At 34.8% G+C, this 14,556-nt stretch carries 12 protein-coding genes and 4 pseudogenes; 14 read left to right on the top strand and 2 right to left on the bottom strand.

The genetic code is table 11. The features are described from left to right. Positions 1-176 precede the first annotated feature (176 nt). From hcp to ACX9TM_RS17380, 5 genes and pseudogenes are all read left to right on the top strand, one after another. Positions 177-1,463 carry a hydroxylamine reductase gene (hcp, locus tag ACX9TM_RS17400; protein WP_002204729.1) on the top strand — a complete coding sequence of 429 codons (1,287 nt, stop codon included), beginning with the start codon at positions 177-179 and terminating at the stop codon, positions 1,461-1,463. Next, positions 1,459-3,249: pseudogene (locus tag ACX9TM_RS17395) on the top strand (RHS repeat domain-containing protein); the annotation flags it as partial. The gene hcp and the pseudogene ACX9TM_RS17395, both read left to right, overlap by 5 nt. Beyond that, positions 3,233-3,883, top strand: a complete 651-nt coding sequence (locus tag ACX9TM_RS17390; RefSeq protein WP_072770360.1) for a hypothetical protein — start codon at positions 3,233-3,235, stop codon at positions 3,881-3,883. The pseudogene ACX9TM_RS17395 and the gene ACX9TM_RS17390, both read left to right, overlap by 17 nt. A gap of 202 nt (positions 3,884-4,085) precedes the next feature. After that, positions 4,086-4,432, top strand: a pseudogene (locus tag ACX9TM_RS17385) (RHS repeat-associated core domain-containing protein); the annotation flags it as partial. A 160-nt stretch (positions 4,433-4,592) separates the two neighbouring features. Further along, positions 4,593-5,078 (top strand): hypothetical protein, encoded by a 486-nt coding sequence (locus ACX9TM_RS17380; RefSeq protein WP_000548430.1) that lies wholly within the window; start codon positions 4,593-4,595, stop codon positions 5,076-5,078. 118 nt (positions 5,079-5,196) lie between these two features. Here ACX9TM_RS17380 and ACX9TM_RS17375 read toward each other — a convergent pair. Further along, positions 5,197-5,654: pseudogene (locus ACX9TM_RS17375) on the bottom strand (transposase); the annotation flags it as partial. An 887-nt stretch (positions 5,655-6,541) separates the two neighbouring features. On the opposite strand from ACX9TM_RS17375, the gene ACX9TM_RS17370 reads away from it, so the two are divergent. From ACX9TM_RS17370 to ACX9TM_RS17355, 4 genes are all read left to right on the top strand, one after another. Next, positions 6,542-6,862 (top strand): PadR family transcriptional regulator, encoded by a 321-nt coding sequence (locus tag ACX9TM_RS17370; RefSeq protein WP_000429488.1) that lies wholly within the window; start codon positions 6,542-6,544, stop codon positions 6,860-6,862. Positions 6,863-6,937: 75 nt separating this feature from the next. Continuing rightward, positions 6,938-7,279, top strand: a complete 342-nt coding sequence (locus ACX9TM_RS17365; protein WP_000891986.1) for a DUF1048 domain-containing protein — start codon at positions 6,938-6,940, stop codon at positions 7,277-7,279. Between the two features lie 170 nt (positions 7,280-7,449). Next, complete coding sequence (locus tag ACX9TM_RS17360; RefSeq protein WP_065212057.1) at positions 7,450-8,211, top strand: ABC transporter ATP-binding protein; 762 nt, start codon at positions 7,450-7,452, stop codon at positions 8,209-8,211. After that, on the top strand, positions 8,212-8,961 hold the full coding sequence (locus ACX9TM_RS17355) for an ABC transporter permease (RefSeq protein WP_072770220.1): 750 nt from the start codon (positions 8,212-8,214) through the stop codon (positions 8,959-8,961). A gap of 159 nt (positions 8,962-9,120) precedes the next feature. Here the strand turns inward: ACX9TM_RS17355 and ACX9TM_RS17350 are convergent, their stop codons facing one another. Further along, on the bottom strand, positions 9,121-10,083 hold the full coding sequence (locus ACX9TM_RS17350) for a helix-turn-helix transcriptional regulator (RefSeq protein ID WP_065382378.1): 963 nt from the start codon (positions 10,081-10,083) through the stop codon (positions 9,121-9,123). 109 nt (positions 10,084-10,192) lie between these two features. On the opposite strand from ACX9TM_RS17350, the gene ACX9TM_RS17345 reads away from it, so the two are divergent. From ACX9TM_RS17345 to ACX9TM_RS17325, 5 genes and pseudogenes are all read left to right on the top strand, one after another. Next, complete coding sequence (locus ACX9TM_RS17345) at positions 10,193-10,672, top strand: GyrI-like domain-containing protein (protein WP_002195671.1); 480 nt, start codon at positions 10,193-10,195, stop codon at positions 10,670-10,672. A gap of 146 nt (positions 10,673-10,818) precedes the next feature. Beyond that, positions 10,819-11,076 carry a DUF3963 domain-containing protein gene (locus tag ACX9TM_RS17340; RefSeq protein ID WP_001036214.1) on the top strand — a complete coding sequence of 86 codons (258 nt, stop codon included), beginning with the start codon at positions 10,819-10,821 and terminating at the stop codon, positions 11,074-11,076. A gap of 477 nt (positions 11,077-11,553) precedes the next feature. Further along, complete coding sequence (locus ACX9TM_RS17335; RefSeq protein WP_072770221.1) at positions 11,554-13,038, top strand: WD40/YVTN/BNR-like repeat-containing protein; 1,485 nt, start codon at positions 11,554-11,556, stop codon at positions 13,036-13,038. 40 nt (positions 13,039-13,078) lie between these two features. After that, positions 13,079-13,273, top strand: a pseudogene (locus tag ACX9TM_RS17330) (hypothetical protein); the annotation flags it as partial. A 179-nt stretch (positions 13,274-13,452) separates the two neighbouring features. Further along, entirely contained in the window at positions 13,453-14,214 is a 762-nt protein-coding gene (locus tag ACX9TM_RS17325; RefSeq protein WP_065382377.1) for a glycosyltransferase family 2 protein, read from the top strand. Positions 14,215-14,556 lie beyond the last annotated feature (342 nt).

The following is a 14,556-nucleotide window of genomic DNA, read 5'->3' as shown; positions in this document are numbered from 1 at the left end:
GTATCGAAAGATGTGTGCACACTAATGTATATTTTTTGGATGTCAATAAAAGTATTATGTCAACAATATGAACTGTCACAAATCTTTATATATTATTGTGATTGATATCACATCACTTTTTTTCAATGGGTATTATGCTTAAGGTGTAATGAATGATTGGGAGAGGGTGGGATGATATGTTTTGTTATCAATGTGAACAAACGCCAACAGGCGGATGTAAAGTAATGGGTGTTTGTGGCAAGAATGAAACGATTGCGAGTCTACAAGATACGATTGTGTTTGGGCTAAAAGGAATTGCAGCTTATCGCACACATGCTGCTCAGCTAGGGTATACGGATGGATTTGTAGATGCTACAACACAAGAAGCTTTATATATGACATTAACAAATTCTAATTTTAACGAACAAGAGCATATTGATATGGCTATGAAAGTGGGGAAATCAGCTTTACGGGTGATGGAATTATTAGATGAGGCACATACGAATCATTTTGGTGTGCCAGAACCTGTACAAATTACACAAAATCGTGTAGAAGGTAAAGCAATTGTAGTTACGGGCCATAATTTATTTGCATTAGAAGAACTATTAAAGCAAACAGAAGGAAAAGACATTAATATTTATACGCATTCTGAAATGCTACCAGCACACGGATACCCGCAACTGAAAAAATATAAACATTTAAAAGGAAACATCGGTAAGGCATGGTATGATCAAAGACGCCTTTTTGAAAAATTTACTGGTGCCATATTAGCTACAACGAACTGTGTTATGCCAATTAAAGGATCATACTCTGATCGATTCTTTTCATATGACATTGCAGGTTTAGAGGGTGTACAAAAAATTGAAAATGATGATTTTACACCATTGATTCAAAAAGCACTAGAACTTTCAGAAGTACATATGGAGTCGGATGAACAGTTAGTAACAGGGTTTCATCATAATACAGTATTATCATTAGCTCCGGAAATTATTAATGCAGTAAAAGAGGGGAAGATAAAGCGTTTCTTTGTTATTGCCGGTTGTGATGCACCGGGAAAAGGTGGAGAATATTATCGTGAATTAGCAACGTCACTTCCGTCAGAAACAGTTATTTTAACAACTTCTTGCGGGAAATTCCGCTTTAATGATGTGGATTACGGTGTTGTACCTGGTACCGAGATTCCGCGCTACATCGACTTAGGACAATGTAATAATTCCATTTCTACAGTGAAAATAGCAGCTGCATTAGCTGATGCTTTCCAATGTGAAGTGAATGAATTGCCAGTAAGTATTGTGCTATCATGGTTTGAACAAAAAGCGGTTGCCATTTTACTCGGGCTATTTAGTCTTGGAATTCAAGATATTCGCATCGGTCCAAAGGCTCCTGAATTTATTTCACCTGGCGTGCTTGATGTATTACAAGAAACATTTGGTTTAAAACTAATTACAAATGCAGCAGAAGACATGGCTATGATGTTATCGTAACGGAAAAGATTCATTTACATTTGAACGTGATCAAAATGGACAAGTTACGAAAGTGAAAGACCATGTCAATGGTGTAGAACGAACAAAAACATACGATAAGGCTGACCGCGTTACAAGTGCAACAGATAGCCGAGGCGGAAAAATTGACTGGGCATATCACGACAAAGCAAACAGTAAGACAGAGAAATTAAAAGAACAAACAGTAACACAAGGTGGATACACAAATAAAGTATCGTATGACTACAACACGCTAGATCAAAACATTCGTGTAACAGACGGTTCTCAAACGTATCGATTTGATTATGATGATCAAGGAAACGTTCGTACGTATACAGCTGGTAATGGTTCAGGTTCGACGTTTAACTATGACCACGCGAACAAAATTAAAGACCTAGTAGTAGGTACATCCAACAGTATTCTTCTTTCTGAACGATATGAATATGATCAAGCGGGTAACCGTACGAAGATTAAACATGAAGGTGCGGGCGGAAAAGTAACAGAAACAAACTTTGTATATGACCCGATTAACCAATTATTAAATGAAGCACTACCAAACGGAACAAGTAAATCTTACACATATGATGGATTTGGAAACCGTACGAGTGTGAAAGTTGTAGAGAATGGAAAAGAAACAAAATCTATAGCGGCAACATTTAATGACGGAAATCAGCTTGTGAAATTCGGAAACGAATCGTTAACGTATGATGCGAATGGAAATCGTACATCTGACGGGAAGTACAAGTATACATGGAACGAAGATGACCAGATTGTAGCGATTACAAAACAAGGTGAGAGCAATGCATTCGCAACTTATAAATATGATGAGAATAACCGTCGTATTGAAAAGAGTGTAAATGGTCAAGTAACACGTTATTTCTATGATGGAGATAGTATCAACCCATTATATGAGACGGATGGTAGTGGAAAGGTACTCCGCCAATATGTATATTCCGTAAATGGTTTACGCATGGCTATGAAATCGCAAGGACAAACGTTATACTATCACTATAATCCTCGTGGTGATGTCGTTGCGATGACGAATCAAGACAAGGAAGTTGTAGTAACATACGAATATGATGCATGGGGTAACGTATTAAAAAGTGACGCAAAAGGTATCGCAGCAGATAATCCGTTTGGATATGCGGGATACATGTATGATAAAGAGATTGGCATGTATTATCTAGTTGCGCGTTATTATAATCCAGAGCATGGTGTGTTCTTATCGGTGGATCCTGATCCGGGCGATGAGGATGACCCGGTTACAATGAATGGGTATACGTATGCGGATAATAATCCAGTCATGCTGACCGATCCAGATGGTCATTTTGCTTGGATGGTATTGAACGCAGGTTTTGCGGCCTATGATGGTTATCAAGCGTATAAAAAGAATGGTTGGAAAGCAGCTGCAGTAGCTGTTGGTGTCGGATTAGTTGGTGGAGCAGCTTATAAAGGTGCGAAATTAGCATATAATACATTCAAATATGGAAAAAAGCTTAATTTTACTAATACTACAGTTGGAAATTCTGTATCAAATTTTAGGGTTAATATAAGTCTGCGCCAATTACACAATAGATTAGGAAAAGCAGGATGGAATCAAGACATAACTTACCGAAATGGTTTGCAAATTAGGAATTTTACTAAAAACGGAAGGAAAATAACTACTCGCAATGGATCGAGTAATGGTGAGAATACTGCTGAGTATTATGGAAGAGGGAAGAAAAAAAAGAAAGATGTTATTAAATTTAGGTTAAAGGGAAAGGGGAAACAGGTTGAGAAAAATAGATAGCTTATTTCAACTTACCGAGGAAGAGTATAGTTTTGTTTATAAAAGAATTGCCGAGATGGTAGATATGGAAAAAAGTTTACCAGAGTATGTAGTCAGGGGTGACCTTGATAAATATATATTGCTATTTAGTTGTTATGATTTTGGTGCTGAGGGATTTATTGATTCGTTAAAACAAATAGGCGAAGTTTTAGGAGAGCATACGGCATATATATGTACAAAACAAACTTTTCGATATCGAACTTTTCTATTTTGGACTAAGAGCGGATATTTTGATGAAGATGTAAAAAAGGCAGCAAAGTTTGATGTGAATATATCATCAGAAGACTATTGGGATATTATCACATGGCGGGAAGAAAAGGATGGAAAAGAGTTCGGATGCTCACTGCGTGATCATTTTGTACTTTATATACTATTTTCTTCTGGAAAGGTATTGTTGGTGATTGATGTTCGTGACGACGTAGCGTTGCTAATTAGTGAAAAAGATATTTATAGGGATCAGATGATTGATACAACGATATGGCAGCCTCTTTCTGATTTTCTTATTGAAACGGAGGAGTACCATAAAGAAATTTTTCGCGATGGAGGAAAAAGGTATAGGAAAGCTTTAATTGAAAACTATGCTGGTCTGCAATAAAGGAATGGCAATGCAAGTATTGAAAGTAGTAATATTTTATACATGTCGTTCTAGGATTATAAAATTAATTCATTGCTAATATTCTTTTTAATGATGAGTGGGATATAAAGTTTTATAGATTCAGTGCATCTCGAAAATTAAACAGGTAATTTTTGAGATGCACTTTTTATTTTAAATAATCTATTATTCTTAAGGAAGAGGTAGTATTCCACCGTTATATGGGATAGATGGAAATGGGACTGCCCTTCGTCAATATATGCATTTAATAAATGGTGTACGTGGAGCAATGAAATCACGAAGACAAACAGTATACTACAACTTCTTCATGGTGACGTAGTCGCGATGACAGATCAAAATAGGGAAGCTGTAGCAACGTATGAATATGATTCGTGGGGTAACGTATTAAAGAGTGATACGAAAGGTATCGCAGCAGACAATCCATTTGGATATGCGGGATACATGTATGATAAAGAAATTGGCATGTATTATCTGATTGCGAGATACTATAATCCAGAACATGGTGTGTTTTTATCGGTAGATCCTGATCCGTATGCAAGGCCTGGTCAAAAGAAACAAGGAAGAGAAAATAAAGAGAAAAAAAGAAAAAAGGTTGGAAAAGTCAATCAAACAAACGAGATGGTCCTTCAAAACCTAAAAAACATACACCAGGTAAGGGGCATAGAAAATATTAGGTAGTTAGGGTGATGATATGCATATTTGGACACTGACAAATTGGCAGAAATATTATAATTTAGAAGACAAGAGCCACCGTACAGGATTAAGATTAAAGTTTGATAAAGATGTTGATCCTGAGGTAAGAAGAGCAATTAAAGAATTTTGTAAATGGTTACGACAAGAGTATTATTTCCCTATTAGAGTACCGATATATGTGAAATCTGCATGTAAAATTAAAGCGATGGATGGAGAGCTAGTCTATGGAACTTTCTTCGAGCCATTTAATCGAAATGATGAGCCATATATTCGTATTTCAACAGGTGATTATTATGAAACGTTAAAAAAAAATGGAAAAGATGATGCATTAGGATATTATCTGGTTACTATTGCTCATGAGCTGACCCATTATTTCCAATGGATTAATGATATTAATTTAACTAAAATTGGATATGAAAGGCAAGCTACTACCTATTCGGGATATATTATTGATGAATATAAAGAAACGAGAGAACACCCTTAATGTTCAAATTGAGAAAAAGGCACTCAGCGGAATCAATGATTGGAAAATTAAGAAGACTAATGAAGTAATACAATTAAAACTGAAGTGAACCCTGAAAATGGAACACCTATCAAAACACCTAAACCATCTGTTCCCTAAATTCTTTAGGGGATAGGTGGTTTGATTTTTCTTGTATTCGCACACAATTGTAGTAATGAATGTATTCTAGCACAACCTTTCGTACAGCTGTGTTGAATACTCTTGCTATCTTTTGTGAGTAGAAAGTTCCGCTTTTAAATGCGCAAAGAAGCTTTCCATGATGGCATTATCATGGAAATTTCCTTTCCGGGATATGCTGGTGATAATGCCATTTTGTTTGGCATACGATTGAAATTCCTTCGCAGTATAAACACTTCCTTGGTCTGTGTAAAGAATGACATCTTTTACTTTTCGTCCTCTCATTGCTTGTTTTACTATCTTCATCGCTAAGGACCGATTACTGACGACATAACTTATAATTTGGCGATTAAAGGCATCCATAATCGTTGATAAATACAAAGTACGCTCTCCAAATAATAAATAAGTTACATCCGTAAATCACTTTTCATTTGGAGCTAAATGAATTTTCGGGATTTTTTAGAGGGAATTAATTTATTGCTGATGGCATGATCAAGGAAAAATGGAATTTATTAAAAGTGAAAACAACTCATAAAAATTTTCTAACTTTCATTCGACCTTTGGTATTTTATTAAAGGATCCGAAATTAGGTATAAATTAATACCGAAATATCGAATGGTTTTTTACATATTAGATGCTACATTGGGTATTTCTTTTATAAACTAAGGCATAATTTAATTGAAACTTGGCTTAGCTTTAGTAATGATATTTTTAATGTTTCTGTATAGTGAAGAGGGCAGTTGATATTTAACGAACAAAAAACACAATTCTCTTAATCTATTTCATGAAAACAAGATACATCGGTATAAAAACACCAAGAAGAGAGGTGATTTAAATTACACTTTGGGTTGTATATAGTATTATTGTAAGCGAATGGCTAATTATAAAAGAACAACCATTACAAAAACTAGCTGTATATGAATAAGGACATATGATCAAATATATAAAACCGAGATACTCCCATTTTTTCGGTTTGGGGGCATCTCGGTTTCGCTAGCTTGATGGAAATGGGGTAGCCCCTTACAAAAAAGATTGTATTTATTTTTGTTGTAGAGCATTCTTTAGCTTACTAGCTATATGGATAGTTCAACATAAAAAAGTAGGCTGTATCCGGTTAGGGTAAAGCGGATTTTTAATTTTTTTGAAAATAAAGTTGACATCCATAACTACTTAGTCATACAATGTAGATGTAATAAGTGATACTGAATAGTTCGGATTCACAAAACTGTTCAGTAAAAAATTCGCCTTAGTACTCTGTGATACTGAATATAAGTCAGACAGAATAGGGGGTAAAGGAGGATCAGGACATGGAAAATTTAACTGAAATGCTGAAAGGTTCACTGGAAGGGTGTGTACTGGAAATCATTAGTCGCCGTGAAACGTATGGCTATGAGATTACCCGCCACCTGAATGATCTTGGGTTTACCGAAGTTGTGGAAGGTACGGTGTATACCATCCTCGTACGATTAGAGAAGAAAAAGCTTGTGAATATTGAAAAGAAACCATCAGATATGGGACCGCCTCGTAAGTTTTATTCATTAAATGAAGAAGGCCGCCAGGAGCTTGAATTGTTTTGGAAAAAATGGGATTTTGTATCGTCAAAAATTAACGTCTTGAAGTCAAAATAGGTTCATAAGATAAAATGTTCCGGCCGATATTTTGAGAATTTCTTGTTCGGTTTTATAAAAAAGGAGGAAAATAAGATGTTAGAAATGTTCAAAAAGTTAATTGGTGATAAAAAAGAGTACAAAATGATGATGGCACGAGTTGAGGCTCTGCCAGAGGACTACCAATTTGTATTTAAGAAAATTCAAAACTACATGTGGAATTTTTCAGCGGGTAACGGGATGGATATGTTACACATACAGTATGAATTAATCGATTTGTTTGAAGCTGGTGCAGCGGAAGGAAGACAAGTGCTTGACATTACTGGGGATGACGTGGCTTCCTTTGCTGACGAACTAGTGGCAAATGCTAAAACTTACGTCTCCAAGTATCGTGAAGATTTGAATGAAAGTATTATGAAGAAATTGAGAAAAAAATAAATGGAATAAGTAGTACCGACTGATTAGCTGGTTACACATATGAATTGCCATCATAGCTATTCAGTTATATTTTTAACTCGGTACTAAGTAATACAGAATATCAGTGATACTAAATAGATAGAGGTAAATAAATAGTCTTCGCAAAACATTTTTATAGGGAGGAAAAAAGTATGAGTCATGCAGCGATTTCTGTAAAAGGCTTGAAAAAATCCTTTAAAGACAAGGAAGTTTTAAAAGGGGTAGATTTTGAGGTGCAGCGTGGAGAAATTTTCGCGCTGCTAGGCTCAAATGGAGCTGGAAAGACGACAACGGTTAACATCCTTTCGACGCTAATGAAGCAAGATAGCGGTGAAGTAAGTATTTGCGGATTTGATGTACAGCGTCAACCAGACCATGTTCGTCAAAGTATCAGTTTGACAGGGCAGTTTGCAGCTTTAGACGGTATGCTGACTGGGAGGGAAAACTTGATAATGATCGCCAAATTACGTGGTGTTTTCAATCCCGCTCAAGTTGCTGACAATCTACTTGCAAGATTTAGCCTGACTGATGCGGCAAACCAAAGGGCAGATCAGTATTCAGGCGGGATGAAGCGCCGGCTTGATATCGCGATGAGTTTGATTGGGGCGCCAGCAGTTATTTTTCTTGACGAACCAACGACTGGACTTGATCCTGAAGCGCGAATCGAAGTGTGGGATACAGTCAAGGAACTTGCTGGTAGCGGCACAACTATTTTGCTTACGACTCAGTACTTGGAGGAAGCAGAACAACTGGCAGACCGTATCGCTATTTTGCATGGCGGAAAAATTATTACGACAGGTACTCTTGCTGAACTAAAAGAGATGTTCCCGCCAGCAAAAGTGGAGTATATCGAGAAGCAACCGACATTGGAAGAAATATTCCTTGCGATCATTGGCAAAAAGGAGGAGATGTAAATGAAAAGTAAAACAGGTGTATTACTAGGTCGTTTAATGCGTAACATTATGCGCAGTCCGGATACAATTATTACAGTAGCGATTACACCGATTATGATGATGCTATTATTTGTCTACGTGTTTGGCGGCGCAATAAAAACAGGAACGGAAAATTACGTCAATTATTTATTGCCGGGAATTTTGCTAATGGCTATCGCATCCGGTGTAGCTTACACTTCCGTGCGACTCTTTACGGATGTAAAGAGTGGGCTGATGGCACGTTTCATTACGATGCCTATTAAGCGCTCATCGATATTGTGGGCTCACGTTTTAACCTCTCTTGTTGCTAATGTACTTACTATCGTGGTGGTTATTCTTGTTGCACTCTTAATGGGCTTTCGTTCCAGCGCTAATATTCTAGATTGGCTTGCAGTAGCTGGGATACTAGGGATGTTTACGCTGGCGCTAACATGGCTAGCTATCATTCCAGGATTGAAAGCGAGGTCTATGGAAGGGGCGACTGCTTACTCGTACCCGCTAGTTTTTCTTCCATTTATTAGTTCGGCCTTTGTACCTACCGAAACGATGCCAAAAATTGTTCGTGTGTTTGCGGAGAATCAGCCTGTAACTTCAATCGTGAATGCGATTCGTGCTCTTTTATATGAAGGAACTGTTGGTAACGATATTTGGATTGCGCTCGCTTGGTGCGTAGGTATAATGATTATTTCTTACTTTTTCGCCAGTAAAGCATTTAAACGTCAGTTAGGGTAAGAAACGAGATAAACGAAACCTTCAGGAATAATATATATTTAGAAAAGCACGGGAGATTTTCCGTGCTTTTATTATTTATCATGCTCTCATTGTAGTAAATGAAATGGTATTTAAAAATAGAATAATTGTCCATAAAGCTTAATATTTGAGGCTCACTGCTTATGGAATGTATAAGCGCACTCGTTTTTGTAAATCTGCTAATACTTCATCGGGAATTTCTTTGATTTTAATATCCTTCCCTAGAAAAAGCAGCCAATTTATTATTTCCGTCATTTCATCGGGATTGTTAACATTGATAAAAGTTTTTAAAATGGCTGTGGATTGGTAAGGATTAGTATAAGATATTGAAATTTTTAAAGGATGGTATTTTTTGAACTGGGCAATTGCTGTCGGACCAAGTTCAAATACAAGGTTAATTGCTTCGTCCTTCTTACTTAGTTTTTCTAAAATCTTTTTCTTATTTAGCCTTTTGTTCGTCGTGTATGGTTCAATATTAATGAGATCATCGACAGGAAACATCATCTTCTTTTCTTTTTTTAAGTCAAACCCTTCAATGATCCAATGGCTTTTTTCTTGATAAAGGTGCAATAGATAAATTGGATAAGACTTGATTTCTTCATCTTCTTTCATAGTAATCAATAAATGGTTATCCAAAAGAAGGATTTGAATGAGTTTTTCTAACATAGGATGGGGGAGATCAGAAAGCTCAAGTAGATCGGGATTATGAGGGTTAGTCCCTTGGAAAAGCAAGAGTTGATTTAAAAGAACGAGATCATCTTGCTGGGTTTCTGAGATGAGTCCTAGTAGTTTTTCGGCTAAAGATTGACGACTCTTTAGGTAGGGAAGTTGTTGATTCCTTGTAGCCATAAAGGCAATAAAAAGAGCTTTCACTTCATTATCAGTAAAGCGAACAACGGGCAGGATAGAGTTGTGCATAACAAAATATCCCCCGGTCCTCCCAACTTCAGCGACAAGTGGCATTCCCATAGCTTCGATTTCTCTAATGTCTCTAATAGCTGTCGACCGTGATATGTTAAATTCTTGTATGATTTCAGAAATTGTAAAGTGGGAGCGGTTGTTGATATACCGCATAATTGTATTAATCCGTTCAACTTTTTTCATTTTAGTCTCCTAAACAGTATCATTTTTTGACATGGTTTAAAGGTATTATAAACGTATCAGATGAAAAGATAAATCGTTTGATTAATAAAACAAGAGGCAGGTTTTGCAAATGAAAAATTATACTATAGAAGAAAAAGATAGCTTTATTGTGTTAGGTATTGGAACTGAAATTAAGAGTGAATACACAGACTTTGCTGGAATAAATAAAGAAAAGGAAGACTTTTGGTCGGCTGTTAAAGAAGATGGAAGGCTGGACACTTTAAAAGCTTTAGCTACAAATGAATACATTTTTTCCGTGAGCGAAGCGGTGAATAACAAAATGATGTATTATGCGGGTGTCATGACAGAAGCACAAATAGAAGAAGAATCTAGAGTGATTCAGTTTCCGAGGGGAGAATACTTAGTAGTGAAAGGGGAAGACAAAACGGCTAAAGAGCTAAGTAATAAGCTTACTGGCATCGCCTTCGGTCAAGCTTTACCAGAAGCAAAGGATTTTGCCTATGTTGGTGGACCGAATACAACGGTTGAGATGGGACAGAGAAATGGCTTAGTATTTGGTGAAATGTGGATTCCGGTTGTTAGGAAGTAAAGTGATAAAAGGTGCGAATATGGAAAGTAGAGGCTAACGATCTTGTATTGTTGGCCTTTTTGAAATGAATATAATATTCATATACTGCTACACAGTATGTTCTGATAAAATGGAATAAAAGGGGATTCCTGTAAGGTGGTGGCAGATTGAATAAAAAAAGATTATTTGAGCTATTCATAGTAACGTTTGTTTTTCTATTCCTTCATGTAAGTACATTTACTAATGAAAAATTTAACGATAAATTGGGATCTTTTACTTACATTGTTTTATTTCTTATGCTTACTATCAACGCTATATTTATAGAAAGGTATTTTGGTGATATACAAAAGTGGATTCGAAATATTACATGTTGCTTTGCTTTATTCGTAGTGGTTTTAGTAGCTCTATGGATAGGTTATTTTTAGTCCTTACTTAAGAGAATGAGAAATATGTGATTACACTACATTTGATCCGATAATATTCCTTAGCTGCATCGGTTTATATTAATCTTTTCTCTCCTCAATCATGATAAAATGTACAATAGGAAATTTTATGTAAGATAAAGAAGGAAGGTTTACGGTCAGCCTGAGTACTTTGCTAGCTTTTGCGCTTGTTTCACTTAGTATGGTGAGCCTATTTTGATTTATCTTATTTCTCATTCCATTACGTAGGGGCGTATGGCAGGATTTATTTTTTTTATTGAGCATCATGCTTGGATTTGTAATTCATATAAATGAAGCAACTTTAGTATTCACTCAAAAATCCATTGTCTATGAAACAACTAGATTTGTAAACGGCTTTAATAGAAAGATGTCTATTGTATTTTTTGCGGCAAGATTAAATAGCTTTTTTGTTACTTTACAATAAAGTATACTTAATATCAGTAATTCATGTAATTAGGGGTGGTTTCTATATTTAGAGAAAATACAAAAAGGATACTTCTGTCATTAGTAACAAATCCAATACTAATAATTGTATACGGGATTTTTTGTTATGAGTTGGCCTTATACTGTAAGTACGGAAGAATGAATTATAATATTTACATTTTGTTATTATGTATAGTACTTTTTATATCCATAACTACATTTACTACAATGCGGGTGATAAAAAATAGAGAATATGAATCTAAAAAATTAACAAATTCAATAGCATGGAGATCCATTTCTATTATCATTATTGTTGCAATTACATCATTTTATGGGATGCAGATTTATAAAAGTGCAATAAATTACAATGGCAAATTGGCATGGTTTATAGAAAAGTTAAAACATGAAAGGTCAGTTAAACTTAAACATAATAATATATATAAATCTGGAGTAGAAGGTATTTTTGAAGATATAAATAAAAAATATCCTTTGCCAAAGAAATTGTATATGGCAACTGATTTTGATCTTACATTTCATTCAGATGGAACAATCACAGCGTTTGATACATTTGTTTATGGGAAAAATGTTGATGGGAAAGAAGAAACTTATTTAATCTCTTATAATAAGAAGAAATCAGAAGATATTACTATAATACGAGATGGATATGCAAAGCCTGATTATAATGATGATAAATTAGTAGAACCTTTAATTAAAACGGTTAAGGCGATCCCAGTTAAGCAAACGGTCAAAAAATGGAATGAAAGTAAGTATGGGTTGATTTATTATGGAAAAAGAAATTGGGGATCCAATACAGAGGGAATTATTAATATTACTGAGGATGGTAAGAGGCAGAGTGTTAAAGAAGCAGCTTCTGATATCATTGGATATACTGTATCTATATTTGTCCCTGGAAAAGAGAAAGAGCTAGTCCCTGCTAGATATAATTTAATAAGTGACGCAAGTTGGAGTAAATCAAAGACGCCTCCAAAAGAAGATATACTTAAAGAGAAGGAACAACAAGATTTAAAGAATGAAAAAGAACAGTTTTTCCTATCGAAAGAAGTTGGTTATAAACTAAATATGACAGATAAAGCATTAGGGAGCGCCTTTTATTCATTAAGCAAGACTAGTGATGAAGGGAAAACATGGGAGGTTATCAATCCAGACCCATTTAATGGGGGGATTGGTAGTGTATCAGGAATCATTTTTATAAATGATAAACTTGGGTTTTTAGGAGCAATTAGGCCTTCTGGTAATGAAGGAGAGTTATATCGCACAGATGATGGGGGAGTATCTTTCAAAAAGGTAGAATATCCGCCGCATGAAGTGAAATTAGATCATACACAGTCTACAATAAGTCCTTTTGATTCTCCTAGTATGCCATATGAGAAAGATGGGGTTTTTAATATGTTAGTTGGACAAGGGGCAGATGGAGACTACAATGGCGATAGTAGTGCACTTTATCAATCAAAAGATAACGGAGAAACATGGGAATTTGTAGAAGAAGTGAAAAAGAAATAATCAGAATGTTTTTTAAAAAATAAGGTAACTACTCAGCTATACATTTCATGACGGACAGGAAGAATTTACGAGTGAAATAATTAAAGTTCTTTCTCATGCTGGAGATTGGTTAATATGGTCTACTATTCTTGCATCTTCCATCATGTATACTGTTACTTTATATAAGAATCATCCAGATATCAGAAAAATTATACATGCTCGTTTTGAAGAAATAAAGCAACGAATAAAATATTAATGTAACTAATAAAAAACGTTATTCTTTCTAGTAATTTTGCTTATTTAGAAAGAATAACGTTTTTATTTTTTAATACTCAAGTAATAGTTTACCTGCAGTTCCTATCATATAATTTATTGAATTTTAATATACGTTATGTATAACAGATATTTACCTTATAAAATAAGGGGGGGCATATTATGACTGAGACAAACGAATCTTCAGGAGTTAATTTGAAAAAAGATGTGAAGTTTTCTATTATAATTCCTGCGCATAATGAAGAAAAGTACATTAGAAAATGTTTAGATTCAATTGCAAAGGCATCAGAGGCATATAAAGAGCAAACGGAAGTTATAGTTGTTTTAAATCGTTGTACAGATAAAACAGAGGGAATAGCAAAATCTTATAATTGTGTTACATTGAAAAATAACGATAAAAACTTATCTAAAATTCGAAATGCAGGGGCTAAAATAGCCAGTGGAGAAATAATCGTTACTATAGACGCTGATACCATGATGACAGAGTCTATGTTGTTTAATGTAGATAAATATTTAGCTTCAGGTACATACATTGGTGGTGGGGTAAATGGGAAGTTTGAAAGAATATCTTTAGGAATATTTCTCTCCGCAATGTTAATCATAATCCCCTTACTTTTTAAGTACGGAGCTATATCTGTAGGGATTTTTTGGTGCTATAGAAAAGACTTTATGGCAATCAACGGATTTAATGAAAACATGCTTATGGCAGAAGATGCAGATTTCGCTAAACGTTTAAAAGAGTGGGGAAAGAAAAATAATAAGAAATTCGGTACTATTAAAAATGGAATGATAACTTCATGCAGAAGATTTGATACATATGGAGACTGGACTTTACTTAAAAATCCAAAAGTAATTTTAGCTTATCTAAAAGGAAATGATAGAAAATACGCAGATAAGACATATTATGATAACCAAGAAAGATAAAAATGGAGAAAATCAGAAGAGGATAGCTAGTACTTTTTTAGATATAATGAGAATCCAACTTAATTTAATAGATATTATAAGAAAACCACCAATTTGATTATCCTTTTTCAAATTGGTGGTTTTTATTTTTGAAATAAATATGTATTTTTTTATAAAAATATTTTTTGACCCCCATAAAACTATGTATTCCTCCGAATATGTATAGTGAAGAAAATAAATAGAAGAAAAATGACTATGAAAGAATATAGAAGCATTAATAAAATTACTAGATTAGGTGGGCATCCAAAATAAAAGGATGAAATTACCAATGGTATAGAGGAGAGTTATTCAAGGATTGCAGAT

The organism is Bacillus sp. LH1 (genome assembly GCF_057924895.1).
Note: the sequence above shows the minus strand (reverse complement) of the source record. Positions and strands in the feature narration are given on the sequence as shown.